27 protein-coding genes are annotated in these 23752 nt (G+C 59.3%); 19 read left to right on the top strand and 8 right to left on the bottom strand.

Annotated features, from left to right (window positions below):
• The first annotated feature begins 124 nt into the window (after nt 1–124).
• The 3 genes from acs to ACFKSJ_RS06950 all read left to right on the top strand — a co-directional run bounded on the left by acs (nt 125) and on the right by ACFKSJ_RS06950 (nt 2928).
• A complete protein-coding gene (gene acs / locus ACFKSJ_RS06960) occupies nt 125–2032 on the top strand; it encodes an acetate--CoA ligase (RefSeq protein WP_440949081.1) in 1908 nt (635 codons plus the stop codon).
• 79 nt (nt 2033–2111) lie between these two features.
• Nucleotides 2112–2705, top strand: coding sequence for an acetate uptake transporter (locus ACFKSJ_RS06955; RefSeq protein ID WP_440949080.1), 594 nt, complete (start codon nt 2112–2114; stop codon nt 2703–2705).
• Between the two features lie 58 nt (nt 2706–2763).
• On the top strand, nt 2764–2928 hold the full coding sequence (locus tag ACFKSJ_RS06950) for a hypothetical protein (RefSeq protein WP_440949079.1): 165 nt from the start codon (nt 2764–2766) through the stop codon (nt 2926–2928).
• Here the strand turns inward: ACFKSJ_RS06950 and ACFKSJ_RS06945 are convergent.
• Together ACFKSJ_RS06945 and ACFKSJ_RS06940 are read right to left on the bottom strand one after the other, a co-directional pair.
• Nucleotides 2920–5082, bottom strand: coding sequence for a carbohydrate-binding protein (locus tag ACFKSJ_RS06945; protein ID WP_440949078.1), 2163 nt, complete (start codon nt 5080–5082; stop codon nt 2920–2922). The genes ACFKSJ_RS06950 and ACFKSJ_RS06945 overlap by 9 nt on opposite strands.
• Before the next feature lie 113 nt (nt 5083–5195).
• On the bottom strand, nt 5196–5483 hold the full coding sequence (locus ACFKSJ_RS06940; protein ID WP_440949077.1) for a hypothetical protein: 288 nt from the start codon (nt 5481–5483) through the stop codon (nt 5196–5198).
• On the opposite strand from ACFKSJ_RS06940, the gene ACFKSJ_RS06935 reads away from it, so the two are divergent.
• Nucleotides 5482–6489, top strand: a complete 1008-nt coding sequence (locus ACFKSJ_RS06935) for a hypothetical protein (protein WP_440949076.1) — start codon at nt 5482–5484, stop codon at nt 6487–6489. The genes ACFKSJ_RS06940 and ACFKSJ_RS06935 overlap by 2 nt on opposite strands.
• 32 nt (nt 6490–6521) lie before the next feature.
• Entirely contained in the window at nt 6522–6671 is a 150-nt protein-coding gene (locus tag ACFKSJ_RS06930; protein ID WP_440949075.1) for a hypothetical protein, read from the top strand.
• Nucleotides 6672–6717: 46 nt separating this feature from the next.
• On the opposite strand, the gene ACFKSJ_RS06925 is transcribed toward ACFKSJ_RS06930, so the two are convergent.
• Complete coding sequence (locus tag ACFKSJ_RS06925) at nt 6718–7974, bottom strand: hypothetical protein (protein WP_440949074.1); 1257 nt, start codon at nt 7972–7974, stop codon at nt 6718–6720.
• 93 nt (nt 7975–8067) lie between these two features.
• Here ACFKSJ_RS06925 and ACFKSJ_RS06920 point away from each other — a divergent pair, with 93 nt between their 5' ends.
• The 5 genes from ACFKSJ_RS06920 to ACFKSJ_RS06900 all read left to right on the top strand — a co-directional run bounded on the left by ACFKSJ_RS06920 (nt 8068) and on the right by ACFKSJ_RS06900 (nt 10852).
• Nucleotides 8068–8820, top strand: a complete 753-nt coding sequence (locus tag ACFKSJ_RS06920; RefSeq protein ID WP_440949073.1) for a hypothetical protein — start codon at nt 8068–8070, stop codon at nt 8818–8820.
• On the top strand, nt 8817–9476 hold the full coding sequence (locus ACFKSJ_RS06915) for a PrsW family glutamic-type intramembrane protease (protein WP_440949072.1): 660 nt from the start codon (nt 8817–8819) through the stop codon (nt 9474–9476). The genes ACFKSJ_RS06920 and ACFKSJ_RS06915 overlap by 4 nt, the downstream gene beginning before the upstream one ends.
• Before the next feature lie 121 nt (nt 9477–9597).
• Nucleotides 9598–9876: a glutaredoxin family protein gene (locus tag ACFKSJ_RS06910; protein WP_440949071.1), complete on the top strand. Its 279-nt coding sequence runs from the start codon at nt 9598–9600 to the stop codon at nt 9874–9876.
• Nucleotides 9873–10391, top strand: coding sequence for a ferredoxin-thioredoxin reductase catalytic domain-containing protein (locus tag ACFKSJ_RS06905; protein WP_440949070.1), 519 nt, complete (start codon nt 9873–9875; stop codon nt 10389–10391). Before ACFKSJ_RS06910 ends, ACFKSJ_RS06905 begins: the two co-directional genes overlap by 4 nt.
• A gap of 119 nt (nt 10392–10510) precedes the next feature.
• Nucleotides 10511–10852, top strand: a complete 342-nt coding sequence (locus ACFKSJ_RS06900) for a hypothetical protein (protein ID WP_440949069.1) — start codon at nt 10511–10513, stop codon at nt 10850–10852.
• On the opposite strand, the gene ACFKSJ_RS06895 is transcribed toward ACFKSJ_RS06900, so the two are convergent.
• From ACFKSJ_RS06895 to ACFKSJ_RS06885, 3 genes are all read right to left on the bottom strand, one after another.
• The gene (locus ACFKSJ_RS06895) at nt 10849–11430 is read right to left on the bottom strand and encodes a carbonic anhydrase (RefSeq protein WP_440949068.1); all 582 of its coding nucleotides are present in this window, start codon (nt 11428–11430) and stop codon (nt 10849–10851) included. The genes ACFKSJ_RS06900 and ACFKSJ_RS06895 overlap by 4 nt on opposite strands.
• Before the next feature lie 264 nt (nt 11431–11694).
• The gene (ilvD, locus tag ACFKSJ_RS06890; protein WP_440949067.1) at nt 11695–13338 is read right to left on the bottom strand and encodes a dihydroxy-acid dehydratase; all 1644 of its coding nucleotides are present in this window, start codon (nt 13336–13338) and stop codon (nt 11695–11697) included.
• A gap of 51 nt (nt 13339–13389) precedes the next feature.
• Nucleotides 13390–13794, bottom strand: a complete 405-nt coding sequence (locus ACFKSJ_RS06885; protein WP_440949066.1) for a DUF126 domain-containing protein — start codon at nt 13792–13794, stop codon at nt 13390–13392.
• Between the two features lie 38 nt (nt 13795–13832).
• Here ACFKSJ_RS06885 and ACFKSJ_RS06880 point away from each other — a divergent pair, with 38 nt between their 5' ends.
• The 9 genes from ACFKSJ_RS06880 to ACFKSJ_RS06840 all read left to right on the top strand — a co-directional run bounded on the left by ACFKSJ_RS06880 (nt 13833) and on the right by ACFKSJ_RS06840 (nt 21393).
• Nucleotides 13833–14993 (top strand): proteasome-activating nucleotidase, encoded by a 1161-nt coding sequence (locus ACFKSJ_RS06880; RefSeq protein WP_440949065.1) that lies wholly within the window; start codon nt 13833–13835, stop codon nt 14991–14993.
• A 1-nt stretch (nt 14994) separates the two neighbouring features.
• Nucleotides 14995–15486, top strand: a complete 492-nt coding sequence (locus ACFKSJ_RS06875; protein WP_440949064.1) for a DUF5804 family protein — start codon at nt 14995–14997, stop codon at nt 15484–15486.
• An 11-nt stretch (nt 15487–15497) separates the two neighbouring features.
• Nucleotides 15498–16055, top strand: a complete 558-nt coding sequence (locus ACFKSJ_RS06870) for a UbiX family flavin prenyltransferase (protein ID WP_440949063.1) — start codon at nt 15498–15500, stop codon at nt 16053–16055.
• Entirely contained in the window at nt 16048–17286 is a 1239-nt protein-coding gene (locus ACFKSJ_RS06865) for a UbiD family decarboxylase (RefSeq protein WP_440949062.1), read from the top strand. The genes ACFKSJ_RS06870 and ACFKSJ_RS06865 overlap by 8 nt, the downstream gene beginning before the upstream one ends.
• 2 nt (nt 17287–17288) lie before the next feature.
• Complete coding sequence (locus tag ACFKSJ_RS06860) at nt 17289–18458, top strand: aconitase X (RefSeq protein ID WP_440949061.1); 1170 nt, start codon at nt 17289–17291, stop codon at nt 18456–18458.
• 69 nt (nt 18459–18527) lie between these two features.
• A complete protein-coding gene (locus ACFKSJ_RS06855; protein WP_440949060.1) occupies nt 18528–19283 on the top strand; it encodes a HEAT repeat domain-containing protein in 756 nt (251 codons plus the stop codon).
• Between the two features lie 21 nt (nt 19284–19304).
• Complete coding sequence (locus ACFKSJ_RS06850; protein ID WP_440949059.1) at nt 19305–20021, top strand: DUF432 domain-containing protein; 717 nt, start codon at nt 19305–19307, stop codon at nt 20019–20021.
• Entirely contained in the window at nt 20021–20884 is an 864-nt protein-coding gene (locus ACFKSJ_RS06845; protein WP_440949058.1) for a mechanosensitive ion channel family protein, read from the top strand. Before ACFKSJ_RS06850 ends, ACFKSJ_RS06845 begins: the two co-directional genes overlap by 1 nt.
• Nucleotides 20881–21393 (top strand): HEAT repeat domain-containing protein, encoded by a 513-nt coding sequence (locus tag ACFKSJ_RS06840; RefSeq protein ID WP_440949057.1) that lies wholly within the window; start codon nt 20881–20883, stop codon nt 21391–21393. Before ACFKSJ_RS06845 ends, ACFKSJ_RS06840 begins: the two co-directional genes overlap by 4 nt.
• On the opposite strand, the gene ACFKSJ_RS06835 is transcribed toward ACFKSJ_RS06840, so the two are convergent.
• Entirely contained in the window at nt 21394–22521 is a 1128-nt protein-coding gene (locus ACFKSJ_RS06835; RefSeq protein WP_440949056.1) for a hypothetical protein, read from the bottom strand. It lies immediately after the preceding gene.
• Nucleotides 22522–22610: 89 nt separating this feature from the next.
• A complete protein-coding gene (locus tag ACFKSJ_RS06830; RefSeq protein ID WP_440949055.1) occupies nt 22611–23744 on the bottom strand; it encodes a hypothetical protein in 1134 nt (377 codons plus the stop codon).
• Between the last annotated feature and the right edge of the window lie 8 nt (nt 23745–23752).

The raw sequence follows: 23752 nt of genomic DNA, 5'->3' as shown, positions 1-23752 counted from the left end.
TTTAATCTATCACGATTAATAATGATAATTAACTCCAAGGGAGGGATCCGACCGTTCCGCACCCAAATGTGGGCACGTGAATGATCTCTTTAATTAGAGATAGGCAGAAGTGGGGTCTGATATCATGCACGAGACCAAGGAATCATTCGATGTCAAACTCGCAGAGGATGACAAGTATTATGTCCCGGATGAAAAATACCGGCGAACCTCCTGGATAGGGGACTACAAGAGTAAATACGATCAGTTCCTCGCCGATCCGGACGCGTTCTGGAGCAGCATTGCAGAGGATCTCGACTGGATCCGCCGCTGGGATTCCGTCCTTGAGTGGAACTACCCGTATGCAAAATGGTTCGTCAATGCCAGGCTGAACATCACGGCCAACTGCCTCGACCGTCATGTCGCCAGTGACCGGCGGAACAAGGCTGCCCTGATCTGGAGAGGAGAAGAGGGTGGAGAACGGGTCTACACCTATCAGAAACTGCTGACCGAGGTGATTCGTTTTGCGAACGGCCTCAAGAAGATCGGCGTTTCAAAAGGGGACCGGGTCTGTATCTACATGCCGATGGTCCCGGAACAGGTGATCGCCATGCTGGCCTGCGCCCGTATCGGCGCCGTCCACAGTGTGGTCTTCGCCGGGTTCGGTGAGACCGCCCTGAACATGAGGATCACGGATGCCCGGGCAAAGGTCGTGATCACCGCCGATATCTCGATACGGCGCGGCAAGGCGATCCCGCTCATCACCATCGTCAAGGAGGCGATCCTGAACGCTCCGAGCGTGGAGCACCTGGTCATCCTCCGCCGGCGGAGAGAACCGCCTGTGGAGATGCGGCCTGAGTTCGAGCTCGACTTCTACGAACTGATGGAGAACGGTGCCGTCGAATGCCCGCCGGAGGTGATGGATGCCGAGGACCCGCTCTTCATGCTCTACACGAGCGGTTCGACCGGCGCCCCGAAAGGGGTGGTCCACACCTGCGGGGGGTACATGGTCGGGACGTACTACACGAGCAAGTATGTCTTCGACCTCAAGGAGAATGACATCTACTGGTGCACCGCCGACCCCGGCTGGATCACCGGCCACAGTTACATCGTGTACGGGCCGCTGATCGTTGGGGCCACCGTCTTCATCAGTGAGATGACCCCGGATTACCCGGACCCCGGGATCTGGTGGAAACTGATCGAAGAGCAGCGGATCAATATCTTCTACACGGCGCCGACTGCCATCCGGACGTTCATGAAACTGGGGGAGGTATGGCCCGAGAAATATGACCTGAGTTCGCTCCGGATCATCGGGTCGGTCGGCGAACCGCTCAACCCCGAGGCCTTCGAATGGTACTATCATGTGATCGGAAAGGACCGCTGCCCGATCGTCGACACCTGGTGGCAGACCGAGACCGGCATGCAGATGATCACCACGATGGTCGGTGAACCGATGCGGCCCGGTTTCGCCGGCAGGGCGATCCCCGGCGTGATGGCCGATGTCGTCGACAAGGAGGGCACCCCGGTTCCGCCCGGTTCCGGCGGGTTCCTGGTCATCCGGTCCCCATGGCCGGCGATGTTCCGAACCATCTACAACGATGACGAACGTTACCGGAAGTACTGGGAGACAATCCCGGGGGTCTACACCGCCGGCGACCTCGCCGTGAAGGGGACGGACGGCTATATCATGGTGATCGGCCGGGCTGACGATATCATCATCGTTTCCGGCCATAACATCGGGACCGCCGAGGTGGAGAGCGCCCTCGTCTCCCATCAGGCGGTCGCCGAGGCTGCGGCCATCGGAAAACCTGATCCCCTGAAGGGGAACAGCATCAAGGCGTTCGTCATCCTCAGGGTGGGGAACACGCCGAGTGAAAAACTGAAGAAGGACCTGATGTACCACGTGCGGATGACCCTCGGCCCCATCGCCGTACCGCAGGAGATCGCGTTCGTCGAGAAATTGCCAAAGACGCGGAGCGGGAAGATCATGCGCCGGGTCCTGAAAGCCCAGGAGATGGGCGTTGACCCTGGAGACATATCCACCCTGGAAGAATGACTGGCGCAGGTTCCTGAGAAAATATGGACAGCCGGGAATCCTGAAACCCCAACGAAAGAGAAAATATGTGAGGAGTGAAATGGCAAACGAATCTGGTAACAACATCACACTGGTGCGGAATCTCGACTTTACGGCAAACCCGGCCCCTCTCGGGCTCCTGGGTTTTGGCATGACAACCGTGCTCCTGAATCTGCACAATGCGGGATTCTTCGCACTGGGTTCGATGATCCTCGCTATGGGTATCTTCTATGGCGGCCTTGCCCAGGTCATCGCAGGTATCCAGGAATGGAAGAAGAATAATACCTTTGGGGCAACAGCGTTCACCTCCTACGGGTTGTTCTGGCTGTCGTTTGCCGCCCTGCTGGTGCTCCCGAAGATGGGGCTTGCAGAGGCATCGGACAAGACGGCCATGGCAGCGTACCTCGCACTGTGGGGGGTGTTCACCGCGGTCATGTTCATCGGGACACTGAAGGCAACCCGGGCCCTCCAGTTTGTGTTTGGATCGCTGACGATCCTGTTCTTCCTGCTGGCGCTCGGGGACATCACCGGTAATACGACGATCACGATGATCGCAGGCTATGAGGGTATCATCTGCGGGTTCTCGGCGATCTATGCCGGTCTTGCCCAGGTCCTCAATGAGATGTACCAGCGGACCGTTGCTCCGCTGGGATAATCCCGCACGCGCAGGATAGACCTGAATTCCTTTCCTTTTTCCATGTCGACAGCCGGGTATGCGCTGTTCATCATTACGGATCAGTCAGGTGGACTACTTCCGGAAGCTCATATACTATCCGCAGATCCAGCCTGTGATCTCTCTCGCTGTTGTCGGCCGGCTGCGGATCACGCTGAAGCATCCTTCTGGGAATGCCGGCTTCAACGATCCATTCTCAGAGTGAATCGAAGTGCATGACGACGTCATCGAAGTCGATCTGACCGTTTCCGTTGAAATCAAAGGCGGCGATCGGTTCATGCCCGGCGATCCAGTCCATCTGGTTGAAGAAGAGGACGACGTCGTTGAAGTCGAGCATCCCGTTGCCGTTCACATCATCACACCTGCCGTTCTGTCTGGTCGAGGTCGGGATGCCCATCCCGCCCGGGACGATCCCAACCGGGATCGTGTCCGCTGTGAACGTGAGCCAGTTGATGTTCTGGCCGTCCCCGGAGAAGGTGAGCACGAGGGTATGCGTCCCTGCCGTCAGGGAGATCGGGACCGTTGCGTTCGCGAACATGGCAAAGGATCCTGTGTCAGGAACTGTGATCATCGCAGTATCCCCGCCGACGACCGAGAGCACCATCTGCCGGCCCGTGTTCGGGCTTGCCACGCGGGCCGTCACCGTATAGGTTCCACTCTGTGTGACGTTCGCGGTGTAACAGAGCCATTCCCCGTCCCGGACCCAGCCGACATTCGGCGTCCCCTCGCCTGCGGTCGTCTCAATGTCGACGTCGTCCTGCCGGTAGACCCCGCCTGTATTCCCCGGCGTCGTTTCGTGGTACGCGATCCCCTCACCACCAAGGTCGTAGTCCTCGGCCTCGATCCGGCCTGGCAGCAGGTGAATGGTGTACGGCTCCGGGGTTTGAGGGGCGTCGATACTGAATGGCATCTCCTCAGTCGTGCCGTTCACCTCCGCACCGGTCTCGTCCCGCCCCTCAATCTGGAGGGTGTACTGGCCGGGTGGAGTCCCGGTGCCGATCGCACCGCCGAACTCGTACAACGAGGAGACGATCTCCGCGGGCTTCGTCGGGTCGGTCCGCCGTCCGAGTTCGACCGGGATGGTTGAACTGGCGACAGCAACACCCCTGGCGTCCATCAGTGTCCAGTCGATCGAGGCGATCCGGTTCGTTGGCGTACCGTCTTTTTCGGACGGACCGGGCACGACCGGGGCAGGGATCGGGGCGACCACGCCGTAGAGGAGGCAGGTCTCGCCGGGTTCGACACCGATCCCGTCGCCGGGGAGGAGGTCGAGCCGTTTTTGCGTCGTGTCGGCCAGGTCGACGATCGGGTCTGAATCATTCTCTGTTCGGAGTTCGGCCCTCGTGAGGGCGAGTCTGTCGCCGTGCGCGAGGGTTGCGAGGGTCGAATTGAACGAGACCCGGGTTCCGTTCTCGCGAGCGGTATAGGTATACACCGGTTCGCCTGCTGCGTAATAGTGGTACACGGTCTGGGGCGAGTTGGCCATGCCGGTGCGGATGAGCGTCGAGATCTCGATGGTAGCGGTGGCTGAGGTGTTGCGGATGTTGTACAGGAAGAGGTCGTTCTCGGCCGCCCCGACCGTGTCGACGGTCGTGCCCGGTCCGTCGTTCACGACCTCGATCGCGTTGTTTCGGATCCAGCGGCCCGGAATAACGTAGCCTGTATAATTCCAGGAGAAGTACCCGGGGAAGGAGTCGAGGTAGGTCCGGTAACCGTTCTCCTGGGCGAACGCGATCAGCCGGTTCATCTGCGCCGGGGGCGAAAACCGTCCGAGTGCCGCGTGCGTCCTCCCGAGGGTGACCTGTTTCTCGGCCGTGAGCCCTTCCAGGCCGCCCGAGAGCCCGGTCACGCGGATCGTGTACACGCCTGCAACGAGATCCTGAAGAGGCCGGCCATCGTGGTCCGTGTAGTTTGTATCGAAGTGCTTTGATGCGCCACCCAGCACGAGGCCCGAGTAATACGCGGGAGTCACGACCACCTTGTTCCAGGTCTCCAGGAGGCCGCCTGGTTCGCAGACCAGGTCCGGGACCATCACGGTGCCCTTCGAGCTCCCATTGGAATAATCGACCGCGATCGCCGAAAGGGGGGTCGTCCCGGTCGCGGGATCGACATGACTCTCGATGATCCTTACCGGAGTGCCGGTGGTGCTTGCCCCGGAAAAGACCTCGATTCGGATGTCGCCCGGTGTCGTGACGCCGGCCGGAATAGCACCGGTCACGTAGAAGTCGCGCATCTCGCCCATCACCGTCTCGTTCGGTGACGGATAGTCGATCGCCAGGGACACGACACCTGCAGAGCAGATGCATACACAGGCTCCGATGATCAGAAGGGTCGCGAGCGGCACTCGTACGCTTGTCATGATCGTTTCTCCTCATGGAGACTTGTCTGCATGAGGGCATAAATCGTTGGAAATGAACTTTTGGAAGAGCAATAATTCCATCCATGGTCTCCTCCTCATTGACCGATCATCGATCAGGTTGAAACCGCTGCAGGACCTGCTGTTCGCATGGAGTGATCGAGCTGGTCCTGATTGGTGATGACGTCGACGGGAAACTCCTGCCGTTCCAACTCGAACTGATCAGAACCAATCGTTCCGACGCGGTAGATATCCGCGGAAAGAAACCTCTCCAGGTGGCTGTCGCCGCAGTCGGAAGGTTCCCGCCCCCATGATGACGGGGCCTGGTAGCGATCAGAATGGTTAATGAGTTCACGGATCGAATTCATTGTGAAGGTGCAGGCGACTGGTGTCTGATCGATCATGAGGCGGGCGTTCGTCGCCCTACCGGCTCTGGCCATCGTCCTGGTGGTGGCCCTGTTTCTCATCCAGAGTGGAACTCCTGCAGAGTCTCTGGGGATCTATGGGACCAGGCTCTCCCCTGCAGGTTCTGATCCTGCGTATCCGGTGATATCGGGTCAGTACGCGGTCTGGGAGAGGAGGCAAGCCGGTGTCGACGCTCAGATCTGGCTGTATAATCTGACGGCCGGTTCTGGCCATCTTCTCTCCCCGCATCCGGGCAACCAGTTCGCCCCGGCCATCTCTGGTGACCGGGTGGTCTGGCAGGACAGGCGGAACGGGAACTGGGACATCTACCTGTACAACATCACGACCGGTGAAGAGACCCCTCTCTGCACGGACCCTGCAAAGCAGTTCAGACCCCGGATCTCCGGAGATGTCGTCGTCTGGACCGATTACCGGAACGGCAACCTCGACATCTACCGGTACGACATCGGCACAGGGACGGAGCAACCGGTCTGCACAGACGCTGCAATGCAGTTGGCCCCCGACGTATCAGGGGACCGGATCGTCTGGGAGGACTACCGGGAGGGATATGTCAATTCCGGAGATATCTATCTGTACAACATCACCGCCCAACAGGAACAGGTGGTGGTCAATCTTTCAAGGGGCCAGTGGTCCCCATCGATCTCTGGTGACCGGGTGGTCTGGCAGGACTACCGTTCAGGCAGCTCGTTTGACATCTACATGAAGAACCTGACCGCCGGGAGCGAGCAGGTGATCTGTGATGATCCCGGGCGGCAGTGGCTGACGAAGGTGTCAGGGGACCTGGTGACCTGGGTTGACTCCAGCGGTGGAGGATGGACGATCACCGTCTTCAACCTGACCTCCGGGGTCAGACACCAGCTCGGCGCCGGCACTACCGATCAGTGCTGGTCTGAGGTATCTGATGGCCGGGTGATCTGGATGGACTACCGGGATCATCAGAATGCGGTCTATCTGTCGGATCAGACTGGCTCGGATGTTTCATAACCCTTATATCTGATCGTCACGATTGATTCAGTATGGAACGTCCAACGCTTCTTACGGTCATCGGTCTTCTGGTCGTCATCGTCATCGCTGTCACGGTCATATCCTATCTGGGGCTCGACGGCGGTGTCCTGCAGGGAGGAAATCTGCTGGGGCACATGGATAACAGATTTTGTCCACCATGACCGGTGAATAATCAAAATTTCTATTTTTAAAAAAGTACCTGATCTGTTACCAGAGCATTGCATAGTATATCGATGCCACTGGAAAGAGGATACTTCCTGTAGCCATTACACCATACCAGAGCCATGAGCCCCGGGCATAGGGGGGGAGCGTTCTGTCCAGGTAGATCAGCAGCAGCCCGACGAGGCCGAAGACCATCATCGCGAGGGTGAAGAGATCTTTGACGAGGTATTTGTCCCCGATGAATGCGAAGAGGATGAAGATCCCGGCAAAGAGAAGGACCACTCCGCGATACAGCCTGTCCTCGGCATCTTTCAGGTTCATCGTCTGCGCAATGATCGTTGCAACCGCGCGGGCCCTGCCGTCCATGGCCCCGATCAGGTAGACGAAGAGGGTGAGGAAGCTGATGATCAGAAAGATCGTCATCCCGAACGGAACGGTGTTCATCATATGTCCGATCAGCCTGATCGTCAGATCGTTCTCGAACGCCGGCATCCCCTCCTCGTTCATCACCACGAACCCGATCGTGAGGTAGAAGAACGAGAGGAGGGCGAGGAGCAGAAACCCGAGTGTAATATCGAACGAGACCGAGGGCATATGTTTTTTGAAGAAGTCCTCGCCATGGCCCTCTTTAATCTCCTTCTGCAGCCACATCGAGTAACAGAGGAGTGAAAGCCCGGTCCCGAGGGTGGCCATGATCGAACCGATATAGAAGAGTTGTTCGTTGTTTCCTGGGTCAGGGACGAGCCCGACAGCGATGTCAGGGACTGAGAAGTACAGGGAGTTGAGGGTGTACAGCAGTCCGCAGACGATGATCACCCCTGATACCACCATGATCTTCTTGAAGAGCGGGTATGAGTTGTGATACAGGATGGTGGTGATCCCTGCGATCATCAGAATGACGGTCAGCCTGACCGGAAGCTCGATCGGGAGGATGGAGGTCAGCAGGGTTGCAGCCACCATCGCACCAGCCCCGTGGGACATCACCTCTATCAGATAGATTCCGCCGATGACCGGTGCTTCAAGAGTCCGGAGACCCGGTACCCTGCGCAGCCCGGCATAGATGTTCTCCCCCTGCGAGACGGTATATCTTGCGATACCCTTGTTGAAGGCGTACTTATAGACGAGAACCGCAATGACAGCCCAGAGGATCTGGTAGCCATAGTCCGAGCCGAGTCCGAGGAGGGTTAAGAGGCCGACCCAGCCCGACGAGGACATGGCAAGGATCAGGCCGGGACCGACAAACCTGAGCCTCTCTCTGATCAGATCCGGCAACTGGGGGAGGGAGAACATAGTTGATGCCATCGCTGATCAGTACTGTCTGCATAGACACGGATATGTGTGTCTGTATGCAATCAGAAGGGCATGTTTTTAACTTTCTTCTGCGCATCCCTGTGAGTGATAGATCTCAAGGGGGCTTCATCGGTACCATGGTGGTATAGGTCCGGACTGGCCTTCTTCTCTCTCTTGATGGCCGGCTCGCTCGTCCTTGTCCTGGCTGTACTGCTCCTCCCGTCTCACACCTTTGAAGGGTTCGGTACAGTCAGCAATGGACTGCAGTTTCTGGCCAGTATCACGGGTATGGTCGTCTGTGCAGCCTTGTTTATCTTCTGGTCCCGGGACCTGCTGCTGATCTATGCAGGGTTTGCATTCGGCGGCTGGACCCTGGCCAACACCTTCTGGTATGCTTACACCCTGATCATTGGGCCTACCCTGATGTACCCGACAGTCTCTGAAGCAGGGCTTCTTGGTTTTTTCCTCTTCCTGGCCTCCGGATATACAGAGGTCTTTCCCGTTTCCGCCCGGTCGCAACCCCGCTCGGCGGGTATCGCCCTCGGTCTCATCCTGCTCTTCTCCATTCCGGTGTACCTGATCCTGCACCTCGGCCTCACGCTATCGACCGGGGTCACCCTCCTCTTCTTTCTGTTCAGTGGGTACCTGCTGCTGGTCTCCCTCTCCTGCCAGGTCTATGAAAACCGATTTCTCTTCGCCGGCACATGCATGTTTATCGTCGCCCATCTGCTCTATGCAGTCCGTGAAACCGCGTTCCCTGACCTCTGGCCGTTCAGACTCGTCGGCCCCCTGATCGTACTCTCCTTTTCCCTGCTGGAGATCGGGCTGTTGCAGCGAGTCCGGGAGGAGCGGGCATGATCCTTGCATTCTTCTTTGCGATCGCGATTCCGCTCTGCTTTCTACTGATCTTCCTCGAGGGTGAACAGCGGTTGATCGTCTCGTTCCTGGTCTGGGGGGTATGTGCAGGGGCACTCGCGTCCTACCTCAACTCCAGCCTGGTTGATCTCTTCGCCACCACTACCATGGTCCCCAGTGTCACAATCGCCCCGGTCGTTGAAGAGTTTCTCAAAGCCCTGCCCCTCTTTCTGATCCTGCTGCTGACCGGCCGGCGGTACGACCGGTCGTTGCTGGTGCTGGCCATGGCATCAGGGTTCGGATTTGCGATCCTTGAAAACTATGTTTATATCACCGCGCTCTCCCTGACCGGGGCCGGCCCTGTCCTCTATGCTCTCATCCGGGGGATCACCTCCTCGGTGATGCACGGGTGTATGACCGCTATCATCGGTTACGGCATCTTTCTGACCAGTAACCTCTCTAAAAGGTCACTCCCTGTCCTCCTCTTCGGACTGTACACGGTCTCATTAACCCTCCATGCCCTGTACAACCTGATGATCGGGTACACCGGGATCGGCCGGGTGTTCGCGATCAGCGCGCCGCTGACCCTCTTCATCCTGCTGCTCGTGGCCTATAACTGGGGGGTGCTGATCGGAGAAGGGAGCGGCCGGGAAGGATAAATCCCGTCGATCTGGATAAAACTCTGTTCCAACTCAAAAAATCCTCTTTTGCAAATTTGGGTGAGCAGAACCTTTATATTAGATTCCTCATCATTACCAGATAATACGGATAGTGATTACCATGCAGATTGAAGTTGTGGACGGCAGGGATAAGGGGAGCGTGATGCTCTATGCACTCAGCACCTGTGGATGGTGTGCGAAGACCAGGGACCTGTTGAAGTCGCTCGGCGTGAAGTTCTCGTACCTGTATGTCGACAAGGTCGCCCAGGATGAGCAGGAGCAGGTGGTCAGAGAGATAGAACGGTTCAACCCCCACCTCTCGTTTCCGACCCTGGTGATCGGGAACGATCATGTGATCGTCGGTTTTCGGGAAGATGAGATCAGGAAGGAACTGGCATGATCTCCGAGGAGACGCCGGTCACTGATGCGGCCGCCGTTGCCCTGTTCGAGCGGTTGAGCCGGGAGGCCGGGCAGGCCGGATACCACCTGAATCAGGATAAGGAGTTCGTGCTCGGGCTGATGAGAGGTTTGCTGACCAACAGGGAGCGGTACGGGTACCAGGCCTGCCCCTGCCGCCTGGCCAGCGGGGTGCGGGAGAAGGATCTTGACATCATCTGCCCCTGTGACTACCGCGACCCTGACCTTGCGGAGTTCGGCGGGTGTTACTGTGCGCTCTATGTCTCGGCTGCAGTGCTGCAGGGACAACAACATCTCGAGTCGATCCCGGAACGGCGCCCCCCTGCAGCCGAGCGGGTGGTTAAGGAGGTCGGGCAGCATGCTCCTCCGCTTGGTGGAGTGCTGCCGTTCCCCGTCTACCGGTGTCCTGTCTGCGGCTACCTCTGTGCGATGAACACTCCCCCGCTGGTCTGCCCGATCTGTAAAGCAGACCGGGACCGGTTCGTCCGGTTCTTCTGATATCAACCATTTTTCCTGCCAGAATGGCATGCGCCCGCCAGTGGCGATCCTTCCCGGAACCCTGGCAGAGAGTATCCACCTATCAAATGCCTGATATAGCAGATGTACCATTATCAGCTATGGATCAACAGTTACATATCGAGATCATCGGGCTGAAGAATGCGTCCTGCTCACCATTTCCCTGCGATGAACAGCGGACCTGTGGACTGACAGCCTGTCATCCCACCGGGAAACTGCTCCCTGCGGTGGATGCGCTCCGCCAGGCGCTTAAGGATGAGTATGGTGGAAAAGTCGCCCTCTCACTGGTGTTGATCGACGATCTGGTCCCCGACTATGTGAAAGAGATTCTCAGGGACCAGTACCCGCCGATTCCGTTTGTGCTGATCGACCGGAAACTGGTTCCGATGGGAAGGATCTCGCTCGAACAGATCAAAAAGGAGATCGATCGTCGGCTCGTTTAAGTGACCGGCGAGAGTATCCCTGACTCAATGTCAAAGTAGAGGCCGTGGAGTGTGACCTTCTCCTCCCGTTCTGCCTTCTTCACCAGGGGATAGTTCCGCAGGTGCTCGAGCTGCAGGCGGACATTCTCTTTGACGATCTCGTTCAGTCTGGCCTTCTCTTCCTCAGGGGTCGATGCCGGGGGAAGTCTCTGGTCGACCCGCTCTTTTGCCGTGATTGCGTTGCCCAGCCAGAACGGGACATAGGCGTCGTTCGTCTCCTTGCCGAGCCCCTTGATGGCCCCGCAGTCTGAGTGGCCGCAGATCACAATATCCTTCACCTTCAGGTGATTGACCGCATACTCGAGCACCGTCGCAAAGTTCCATCCGCTGATCGGGACGATGTTTCCGATGTTCCGGTGGACAAAGATCTCACCTGCGCGGGCAGCCGTGATCCGCTCCGGGTCGACCCGTGAGTCTGAACACCCGATCCAGAGCACCTTCGGGCTCTGCCCTGTTGAGAGTCCCTGGTAGTAATCCTTGTTCTCTAAAAAGTCCGTCTCTAGAAAACGCTTGTTTCCCTCGATTAACTGGTCTATCATGATCGTCACCTGCCAGGCATCTGCTGTAAGAAATCCAAATAGTAATGACGGTCGAATCTATCCGCATTTCTGCTTCTGACGTAATAAGAGCCGGAAATGGGAGCAATCCACCGAATTCTTCGACCGTATTTTACACCGCCGACTTCTCATGGGCCAGACTCTGAATCATGGAGGTCTGCGGCTGGCCCGGAATGGGATATCCAACACGATGCACTGGAGAATTTGATCTTCAGTATGGAGATTAAAAAAGGTTGCGGAACGAGGTTACCGCTGAACGGCGCCGTGGTCCGCCTGCCCGACCGTGGCTGCATACCTGGCCAGAACCCCGGAAAGGTGCTGTTCTGGTGGCTGCCAGGACTTCCGTCGGTCTGAAAGGGTAGCATCGTCGACCAGCAGATCGATCGACTGTGCATAGAGATCGATCCTGATCCGGTCCCCGTCCGTCACCAGTGCGATCGGTCCGCCGATCGCCGCCTCCGGGGCCACGTGACCGATGCAGGGGCCACGGGTACCGCCTGAGAACCGTCCGTCCGTGACCAGGGCGACCCGGGTGTACCCGAGTCCCATCAGGGCGGAGGTCGGTGAGAGCATCTCCGGCATCCCGGGCCCGCCCTTCGGCCCTTCGTACCGGATCACGACCACGTCCCCCTCTAGAACCTGCCGGGCGAGGATCGCGTCCATGGCGGCCTGTTCGCCGTTATAGACCCTGGCCGGCCCCTCGTGGGTCCACATATCATCGTTGACGGCCGAGCACTTCACCACGGCAGAGTCCGGGGCAAGGCTCCCGCGAAGGATCTTCAGCCCGCCGGCAGCATGCACGGGGTGCTCGATCGAGTTGATCACCTTTTCATCAGTGACAACGCCCCGGGCTGCGATCTGGTGTACACTCAGCCCGGAGACGGTGGGCCCGTCCTCGAGCAGACTGATCAGCCGCTGCTCGACGGCCGGGATACCGCCGGCCTGGTGAAGCTGCTGCATTGAGTACGGTCCGCCGGGCTGCATCGAACTGATATGGGGGATCTGCTCTGCAATCTCTGAGAACTGGTCGATCGCAAAGGGTAACCCGGCCTCTTCTGCGATGGCCATCAGGTGGAGGACGGTGTTGGTCGAACCGCCGAGCGCCATGTCGACCCTGATCGCGTTTCTGATCGACGAGGCCGTGATGATCGCCCGTGGCGTCACCTGTTCCTTCACCAGCCCGACCACCCGTTCGCCGGTCTTGCGGGCGATCCGGAGCTTCGCAGCGTCCACGGCAGGGATGGCCGCACACCCGGGGAGCGACATCCCGAGCGATTCGGTGATACAGGCCATCGTGTTGGCGGTGTAGAGCCCCTGGCAGGAGCCGCACCCGGGCATCGCGCTGCACTCGAGGGTGTGCAGTTCCTCCTCGGTGATCCCGCCGGCTGCGACCTTCCCGACCCCTTCAAAGACATCTGTCAGGGAGAGGTCTTTGCCATTGCTGCACCCGGTCATCATCGGCCCGCCGGTCAGCACAATCGTCGGAATGTTGCACCGTGCCGCCGCCATCAGCATTCCGGGAACGATCTTGTCGCAGGTGCCGATGCAGACCAGCCCGTCGAGCCGGTGTGCCTCGGTCATCAGTTCGATCGAGTCGGCGACCGTCTCCCGGGAGGGGAGCGAGTACCGCATCCCGGTATGGCCCATCGCGATCCCGTCACAGATCCCGATCACCCCGAACTCGAAGGGGACTCCCCCGGCTGCGCAGATCCCTTCCCTGACCTTCTCCGCGAGTGTCCGAAGATGCAGGTGACCGGGGACGATCGTGTTCCACGCGTTCGCGATCCCGATGAACGGCTGGCCCATCTCCTCGTCGGTCACTCCCAGCGCCCGGAGCAGCGAGCGGTTGGGTGCCCGCTGGTATCCGACCTTGATCTCGTCACTTCTCATACCAGTCTATCCTCCGCCGATGCATATCTGTTCTTCCCATTTCCTGCCCCTTCAGTCGTCAAAGGTCACCTCGCCGGTCTCTCCGTTCACCCTGGCCGTTCGGTGCTCTTTGAGTTCCTCAAACGGGATCTCGAGCCGGTCGACCATCGGGATACCACTGATGATCGCTCCGACCACAATGATCGGTTCTGCCTCCTGGTTGATGATCGCAGCCGGGGCCTTGTGGTTCCGTGCGAGTGCATAGAGGATGTAGGACCCGACCGTCGACCCCTTGCCATGGGGGAAGGCGAAGACAGTCCCTTCGATGGACCTGCCCTGCAGTGGATGCCCCTGTTCGATGATGACCCCTGTCGCCGGGTCCACTCCTGATAGGAAGGATATGGGGGCTTCGCTGACCAGTAAATCCCCATATCCTGACCCTTTTGCAATTCCTCTTCCCTGCATGGTCACTTCCATACCTAATAAATGTTTGAAAATTACATTATACTATTGATATGGACGATACCATTATCAATAACGTTAATGCTGGCAGTGAACTCAATTATCAGATTGAGCTTCAGCAGATCGAGGCCCAGTTTCTCGAACTGAAGATGAGGTTCGACACCCTCCAGAAGGAGAATGCTCATCTCAAGAAGGAGAACAACCAGCTGAAGCGGATGCCACTCTTTGTGGCTGTGGTCGTGGACATGCTCGGGGATGGCGTGATCTACCTCCGGCAGCAGGGGAATAACCAGGAGTACCTGACACATATTGACGAGGATCTGTATCGTACCTTAAAGCCGGGGACCAAAGTCGCAGTGAACAACTCGCTCTCTGTGGTCAGGATCGTCGGCAATATCTTTGATGCACGGATCAGGGTGATGGAACTGGACGCCTCGCCCGATGTCTCATTCGACCAGATCGGCGGACTTGCAGAACAGATCGAGGAGGTGCGGGAGGCCGTCGAGTACCCGCTGACTAGGCCTGAGATCTTCCTGCAGGTGGGTGTCGAACCGCCGAAGGGGATCCTGCTCCATGGTTCGCCCGGGACCGGCAAGACCCTGATCGCAAAGGCGGTCGCCCATGAGGCGAAGGCCACCTTCATCAGGATGTCCGGGAGCGAACTGGTTCACAAGTTCATCGGTGAAGGCGCTCAACTGGTCAGGGAACTCTTCACGCTTGCACGTGAGAGGGCCCCCTCGATCATCTTCATCGATGAGATCGACGCGGTCGGTTCGATCAGGACCAATGACGGGACCTCGGGGAGTGCCGAGGTGCAGCGGACCATGATGCAGCTGCTGGCCGAAATGGACGGGTTCAACAACCGGGGAGACGTCCGGATCATGGCCGCAACGAACCGGGTGGACATGCTCGACCCGGCCCTGTTACGCCCCGGGCGGTTCGATCGGGTGATCGAAATACCGCTGCCGGACAAGGGCTCGCGCCGGTCGATCCTCTCGATCCACTCGAAGAATATGACCCTCTCCAACGTCGACATTGATCTGCTCTCAGAGATGACCGAGACCTTCACCGGTGCGGAGCTCCAGTCCGTCTGCAGGGAAGCAGGGATGATGGCAGTCAGAAAGAAGGCCTCTGCCATCGAACAGCAGGACTTCATCGCTGCGATCAGAAAGATCCGGACAGATACCGCCACCGACGAGCGCATGTTCACCTGATATGGACGTCCTCTTCCTGGGAAGGGAGGGGATCTCCCTGTACCAGACTCTTTTAGCTTCAGAAACCGCACGTGCCGCGCTCCGTTTTTATCAACCCTCTGAGGTGCCGTACGGGGTGATCGTCAGGATGGCCTCACTCGGGTCTGCCCTCTCGCTGGTCTCGGAACTCCGCTGGTACATGCGCCGGTATGTCCGCACCGTTCTCTTTGAGATCGGTCCGGAGATCTACTGCACGCTCGCGCTGGCCACCGAGGTCTACTATGGCAGGCAGGTCCGGATGCATGCCCCCTGGCTCTATCGCTCCCTGTATGTGATCAAAGGCGGAGTTTTTGTCGGGGTGGTGCCGCTGGATCCGGAGAGCGATCAGGATCATTGCCGGATCGATGACCGCGATGCCGACAGGGTGTACGAGGTCTGGCGTTCGGAGACCGAAGAGTCGGCCAGTGATGAGCGATCAGCAGAGCATACATTATCCGACGGTGATACTGTATAGATGAGGCAGGTATGAGTGGCGGGGAGTATGTGATCGGGGTCACCGGTGCGAGCGGGATCGTCTATGCACGACGACTGCTGGAGGTGCTCTGTGAGGATGCCAGGGTGCACCTGGTCATATCCGAGCAGGCCCGTGCGATCGCCGTGCATGAAGGGGTCTCGCTCGACGGGTTCGATGCGATCTACGTGGACCCCCATCTTCTCTCTGCAGATATCGCGAGTGGTTCATGCAAAATCGATGGGATGGCGGTGGTCCCATGCAGCATGAAGACCCTGGCCGGCATCTCTCACGGGTACAGTGACACGCTGATCGGGAGGGCTGCAGACGTCTGTCTGAAGGAGAGGCGCCGATGCGTGCTTCTCCTCCGTGAGATGCCGCTCGGCCGGGTCCACCTGAAGAACATGCTCGCCGCCGACGAGGCCGGGGCTGTGGTGATGGTCGCGAGCCCTGCCTTCTATCATCGGCCGGAGACGATCGACGATCTGGTCGACATGGTCGTGGCCAGGGTGCTTGACCATCTCGGGGTCGAGCATACGCTCGGACCGCACTGGAGAGGATATGATGCGTGAATTTATCGAAACGATGCGGGCGGCAGGGCGTCTGACCGAGGTCAGCGGCCCCTGCTCCTCAGAGTACGAGGCCCCGAAACGGGCTGCAACGACCGATGACCTGGTCTTCTTCGAGGACCTCGACGGGATGCGGGGGGTGATGAACCTGACCGCGACCCGTTCGGCGCTGGCCCTCGCGCTGGATATCAGGGAGGAATCCCTGCTGCCGACGCTGGCCGGGTGCCGGTTCGGCGGCGAGGTGGCGGTGGACGGGAAGGTGACCGCCGGCCACGCCGATCTCTCGAAGATCCCGATCATGAAGCACTATCCTCTGGACGCAGGCCGGTACCTCACCTCGGCGATTGTCTTCTCCCGGTACGGTGGGATCCAGAACGGCTCGATCCACCGGATGCTGGTGCTGGACAGGACCCACCTCGCGGCCAGGCTGGTCGAAGGAAGACATACCTATAACCTGCATAAGGCGGCGCTGGCCGACGGGGAAGAACTGCCGGTGGCCATCACCATCGGCACGCACCCGGCGGTCACCTTCGCCTCCTGCACCCGGGTCCCCGAGGGGAAGGAACTCGCCTATGCCGCAGAACTGCGGGGCGGCACGCTCCCGGTCAGGGAGTGCAGCAACGGGGTGCTCGTCCCTGACGCCGAGATTGTGCTCGAAGGATATATCGGGGCCGAGACCGCAGAGGAGGGGCCGTTCGTCGACATCACCGGCACCTATGACCCGGTCAGAATCCAGCCGGTGATCACGATCACCGGGATGCATATGAAGCAGGACCCGATCTACCATGGGATCCTGCCGGGCGGTGCCGAGCACAAGATGCTGATGGGCGCCCCGTACGAGCCGAAGATCTATACGGCGGTGAGTGGGGTCACCGGCGTTAAGAACGTGGTGCTGACCAGCGGCGGGTGCGGGTACCTCCATGCGGTGATCCAGGTCAGAAAGCGGACGCAGGGGGATGCGAAGAACGCCATCATGGCCGCTTTTGCTGCCCATACCTCGTTGAAGCACGTGGTCGTCGTCGACGAGGATATCGACCCGACCTCGCTCGCCGAGGTGGAGTACGCGATCGCGACACGGGTGCGTGGGGACGAGGACCTGATGGTGATCACCGGGGTCCGCGGCTCTTCCCTGGACCCCTGCCGGCTGGCGGACGGGACCAATGTGAAGGTCGGGGTCGACGCGACGATGGTGATGGGACGTGAGGACGAGTTCGTCCGGGCACGGTGGGATTGACGATGTTTCTTGATACAGACGATGAGAAGGTCCTGGCAGGCGAATTCGGCGAGACCAGGCAGAGAATGATGGAGCTCCTTGTCGCGCTCGGCAAGGTCTTTGGTGCAGAGAAGATGATCCCGATCAGCAGTGCGCAGGTCAGCGGGGCCTCGTACAAGACGATCGGCGACTGGGGGCTCGAATGGCTGCAGGGGCTCGATGCCAGGGTCTCGGTGCCGGCGGTGCTGAACCCGGTCGGGATGGCACGCGACCGGTGGCAGGAGATGGGGATCAGCAGCGAATTTGCCGATAAGCAGAACCAGATCCTCTCGGCATTTCAGCGGCTCGGGGTCAAGCTGGAGTGCACCTGCACCCCTTACTACCTGAACATGGTCCAGTACGGCGATCACCTGGCCTGGTCCGAGTCTTCGGCGGTCAGTTATGCGAACTCGGTGATCGGTGCCCGGACCAACCGCGAAGGTGGTCCTGGTGCTCTGGCCGCCGCCCTGGTCGGAAAGACGCCGTATTACGGCCTCCATATCGTGGCCAACCGGAGACCCGAGGTGGTGATCCAGGTCTCCGATGCCCCAAAGACACAGGACACGGCCTGGTTCGGAGCGCTCGGTCACCTGGTCGGGCCGCTCGTCGGGACCAGGATCCCCTTCTTTACCGGGATCCGGCCGTCCCGGGACCAGTTGAAGGCGCTCGGCGCAGGGATGGCGGCCACCGGGGCGGTGGCCCTGTACCACGTTGACGGGATCACCCCTGAGGCCCGTGTCTTCCACTTCGATACCACCGCCCTCGAAGCGATTCCGGTCGAGCCGGCAGCGGTGGACGCGGTCTTCTCCAATCAGGAGGTGGAGGTGGACGCGGTGGCGGTCGGATGTCCGCACTGCTCCCCGGACGAGCTGAACCGGATCGCCGGGTTGCTCACGGGAAAGCATACAAAGAAGCCGTTCTATGTCTTTGCGGCGAAGGGTGTGATCACTGCCGAGCAGGAGACGGTCGCCCGGATCGAGAAGAGTGGGGCCAGGGTCTATGCAGACACCTGCATGGTCGTCTCGCCGGCCCTCGAACGCTACAACCACCTGATGGTGAACAGCGGAAAGGCCCTCGCCTATGTCCCGAACCTCTGCGGCGGGGCCGCCCACCTCGGCACCCTTGAGGAGTGCGTGGCCGAGGCCACCCGCTGATCCCGGGGCGTACCGTTTTATTCTCACAGATCATCACAACCGGACGATTGAGGACGAACGGGGATCCCGATGAGAGGTCTGACTGACATCCCACTGATCGGTCTGCCGCTGACGCGTCTGCTGATCAGGCTCTTTGGGCCGGCCGAGATCAACCGGATGCAGAGGAAAAAGAACCGGAGAGGGTTGATCGCAGCGCTCAGTTCCGAAGATTCTGCGATCCGGTACCAGGCAGTCGAAGCGCTCGGTAGCCTGCATGATCCGGCCGTGATCCCCAGTCTGATCCGGTGCCTGACCGGAGAGAAAGGCAGTGATATCCGGTGGAAGGCAGCGGAAGCGCTCGGCTCCCTCGGTCCGGCTGCAGTGGAGCCGCTGGTCATGGCCCTCTCCAGTGCTGATGAGGACGTCCGGTGGATGACCGCCCTGGCCCTCGGCGCCACCCGGGACAGTGCTGCGGTCGGTCCCCTGATCACCCTCTTTTCGGATCCCGACCGGTTCGTCAGGGGCAGGGCCACGGCTGCACTGGCGATGATCGGTCCTCCGGCAGTGCCTGCACTGACCGCCGCCATCACCGACCCGGACCCTGATCTCCGCTGGGGTGCTGCGGTGGCCTTTGGTATCATCCATGACCTGTCCACCCTCCCACTGCTGATCGCCGCCCTCGGTGACCCCGTGGACCGGGTCAGGGCCGAGGTCCTGGCAGCCGTTGCAGGGTTCGGGGTCGATGCTGTCGAGTTGCTCGAGGTTCAGCCTCGGGGTGGGGTGCCGGCCCGTGACGCCGATATCCGTCGTCTCCTCGCACAGCTCGACGGTACCCGCCCCGGGTAGGTATAAATGAGTCAGCCTGCCATGGTATCTGTGTACGGCACCTATGGCTACGAGGCCACCATAGGCACAGGCCAGATCAATCTTTTCGTCACCCAGCGTTCGGGGATGGTCGAGTACAGCCGGGACTGTGCAGGGTCGACGGTGAAGAAACATGTCGCTTCAGAGAGCGGCCGGATCATCGTGAACCCGATCGAGCCGGTGAACCTCCCGGAGGAGGTGACCCGCTTCTTAGAGATTCAGTTCGATCCGCTGCTGCTTGAGCCTTCAAGCCGGCAGACCGTGTATCTGACCTTCCCGATTGAGATCGGCGTCTTCATCGCCGCACAGGGGGATGTCCACCTGCTCGACATCTTCTCGTTGAACCAGCCCAGGTACTCGCTCTATGGCCTGCCCGACTGGGGGTATATCACCCGGTGGCACAGAAGTGCCCTGCATCACGAGATCCCGGCGACCGATCCTCTCCGTGAAGGCGTGCTCGCCCTTGAGATCAAAAACGATGCCAGCACCTGGGTGGAGGTGAGCAGGGCAGTCTTTGACAGTGTCGGGATGAAGATCTATTACAACACGTTTGTTTCGATGTGGGCCGAGATGCGGGTCATCAACAGCACCGTCGCAGAGACCAACTTCTTCGACCGTCCGCTTGTTCATGGGATGACCCGGTCGCTGGAGCATTACACAATCCTGAAAATTCCCGGACTGCATCGGGAGGAGTTTTTGATGGATGCGGGGCTGAACTGATGCTGGAGATCCCGCTGTACAACAACATCACGGTCGGTGACCTGGCCATCGTCGTCACCGCGGTGCTGGCCGCCTATCTCTTCGGTAGGGTGTTGACGGTCTCTCTCAAGAGGGCACTGCTCGATAAGATCCCCAAGGGGACCCTGAACCTGTTTTTGAAGATCATGAACATCATGATCGTGGTCATCGCCTTTCTTCTGGTGCTCCCGACGAGCATGAAGGTGGACCTTACCGGCCTCCTCTTTGCCGGCGGTCTCGCCGGGGTGATCCTCGGGTTTGCAAGCCAGAGCGTGGTCGCGAACCTGGTCTCCGGTATCTTTCTGATCTTCGAACGTCCGATAACGATCGGGGATAACATTCATCTCGCCGATATATCCGGAACGGTCGAGGATATCCAGCTCTTCTCCACCATCGTCCAGACCTACGAGGGGATCTATGTCCGCATCCCGAACGAGAAGGTCTTCACCTCCAACATCACCAACTACGTGAAGAACCCTGCCCGCAGGTTTGAGTATGCCGTGGGGATCCGGTACCGGGATGATGCCGGGACTGCGATCCGGATCATCAGGGAGGTCATTGCAGAACATCCGTTCGCCCTGGTCTCTCCGGAACCCTCCGTCTATGTCGACGCCCTGGCCGGCAGCAGCGTGACGATCGTGGTCAGGATCTGGGCGCCGTCGACGGTCTGGTGGACCGCCAGAACCGACCTCCTCCTGAGGATAAAACTGGCCCTTGAGGCCGGTGGGATCGAGATGCCGTTCCCCCAGCAGACGGTCTGGTTTGGGGATGGCACCAGAGGCCCTGATAGTGGGAAAGATGGGCAGCTTGATATGCAGGAGCAGATTAAAAAAGATGCATTATGAGTGATCATGAGGAGATAAAGCGGCAGATCAATCGGATCCGGCAGGGGGGACTTGAGGAACGGAGAGCGGCGGTCAATGAACTGGTGGCGCAGGGCGAACCGGCAGTCGGTCCCCTGATCGCGGCCCTGCTTGCAGAACCAGATCCCGATCCTCGCTGGTACCTGGCCGGGGCCCTGGGCAGGATCGGGTCGCCAGGCGTGGCTCCACTGCTGGCGGCGATGAAGGAGCACAGCGACCACGATTTCCGCAGGTATGCGGCAGCAGCACTCGGCGAGGTCCGTGGATCGGCGATCAGGCCGTTGATCGGGGCGCTGCAGGATCCGGATCGGGAGATCCGGCAGTTTGCCGCGCTTGCACTCTGCAGGATCGGGGATCCCGCGGTCGGCCCTCTCAAGGAGGCGTGTGCAGAGGGTGGTGATGTGGAGGCACGGGCGCGGCAGGTGCTCTGGAAGCTCGGGGAAGCAGGGCTTGCAGCCCTGGTCGAGGATTCAAACACTCCCGACTCGTGATCAGGCCGGGGCCTGGCGCTTCAGATCCACATGTTCATGCAGGATCCTGACGATCGCAGGATTCAGAATCACGTCAGGGTCTGGAACCATCAGGTAGACCGGAAAGAAGCCGAAGAGGTCCTGGGACGCGGTCTTGTAGACCTTGGATGAGATGTAGGCGTCCCTGATGTCGGAGAACTCCCTGGCAAACGAGTCGACTGCATCGAGCTGCCCTTTCTCCAGTTTTGAGCGATATACCCTGAGGGGGACGTCGACGAAGTTGTTCAGCACCTCGCTCTTCCGATCCTTGAGAGCGATGATCATCCGCCTGCTGTGCGCCCCCTGCGAGAAACGGACCAGCAGGATCTGGCTGATCAGGACCACCAGAACCGGGACGATCCCCAGCCCTTTGATCGCCGCCTTGGCATCGAGCACGGCGTTCAGCGTGAACCCCGGCAACAGCATTGCAGCGATGATCACGACGATCACCAGCGTTGCCAGGGTTCCGATCGAGAGGATCACCTTCCAGAGCGGTTGCATCCTGACGTGGATCCGGAGGTAGATATCGGTCCTGATATCGAGGAGCGAGTCGAGGAAGTCCGCTGAGTAGGGCTTCAAGTACCAGATCCCGAGGTAGAATATGATGATTGCGACCGACTGGAAGATCACCAGGTCGGCGATCGGTCCGAGGCCATTGGCCAGGGTGAAGACGATGTTCACGCAGTAGATCAGTGAAAAGCCGATGGCCAGCGGCTGGCTGTTGATGAAGAACGCATTCCAGAGGATCCTCCCGAGCGTCCACTTGTTCCTGTAGAGTTCGATCTGCCGAAGTGTCGCCAGGTATTCCCTGATCCCTTTTCTCCTCTGGAGCCCTATCGACCGGGTCGATGGGATCAGCATAATGAACGGGTTCACCGCATAAAGGAGAAAACTTGCCGTGATCCAGTCGATCATGTAGTTCTCCAGCACAAAGAAGAGGAGGACGTTCAGTAACAGCAGGTCCATGGCCATCAGCCGGCTGATGTTCCGGTTCTCATCGGACTTCTGGAGTGCCGTACGCGCTGCCCGTTCATACTGGATCTCCTCCTCGGTCTGGTGTATCAGGCGGTCGATATGTTCTTTGATCCCTGAGAGTTCCGCAGGTTCCATATCCCTACCCCCAATTTATCTGGGATATTGGTGACAACCGCACAAAAATATTGTTATCAAAAAAGGATGATTCGTTCAACAGATGACGATCATCCGAGTTCATCCCATCGGTTCCGGCGCTGGTAGAGCACCACCCCGCCGACGACCAGCCCGATGGCCACCACGACCAGGATGTAATAGATGATCCCGATCCCACCGCCGCCGTTGCTCTCGGTGCTGGTGTTGTTGAGGGTGTCCACGGCTCCGGTCCCGTTCCTGAGTGCCAGGGCATCATTGTAGGCTTCAAGGGCCTTCTTTGCCGATTCGTTCGCCTTGATCCGTGCCTGGTTGTAGTTGCCGGCGGTCAGGCTCTCGTTTGCTGCGATATAAGCCTGGTCCGCGTTCTCCCGCTTGATGGTGATCGCGGCCACCCGGGGATCATTGGTCATATCCTTGGTGGTCTTGAAGTACGTGATCAGCTGATCGACATTGGCCAGCGAGTTTCTGGCCTGATCGATCTCACTCTGTGCCCAGGACCGGTCCAGGCTCTTCTGTGCATCGGCGATGGCTGCCTGGGCAGTATCCAGGTTCGCCTGGGTGGCGGTGAAGTTGGCCCCGTTACTGCTCCTGATGTTCTGTTCTGCCAGCCTGTACTTGGCTTCGGCCTCATCGGTACTGACTCCTGCCGCTGCTCGCTGATCGATCTGGGTCCTGAGCGTCTTCAGGTCGGTCTGAGCCTGCTGGACACTCTTCACCAGGTCGTCAGGATTGACGACCTTTCTGGTCAGGGTGAACTCTCCATTCTCCCGAACCTTGGTTGTCTGATCAAGCCACTGGAACCTGAGGATCGTGATATTCTGCGTCGCATTGGTCTGCGGAACGACACCCTCCATCGTGACCAGTACCTTCACCGACTGGCTGGCCGGATACTCCAGGTCGAATCCGTTGATCTTCAGGTATTTGCCTGCCGCATCGGGCTTGGGGTTCTCGGCACCATTGATGCTGATCGAGTACCGCCACTTGGCTTTGTCCAGCTCTGTGAAGATCTGGAAGGTATCGGTGGTCGGGAATGTGCTCCCGGTCAGTGTTGAGAAGTCGACCACCGCATGGGCGGTCACGGCGGTTCCTGCTGCAAGGTCCCCCGCAGGGGTCACCTCGCTCGACTCCATCTTGAATGCCGCTCCGGCCTGTACCATACAGCAGAGCACGAGCAGCATGATGATCCCTGTGATTGCTTTTCTCATCGTATTCA

Source organism: Methanosphaerula subterraneus, assembly GCF_052055875.1.
In the GTDB taxonomy this organism is placed as follows: domain Archaea; phylum Halobacteriota; class Methanomicrobia; order Methanomicrobiales; family Methanospirillaceae; genus Methanosphaerula; species Methanosphaerula subterraneus.
This window is presented reverse-complemented; position numbering and strand designations above follow the sequence as displayed.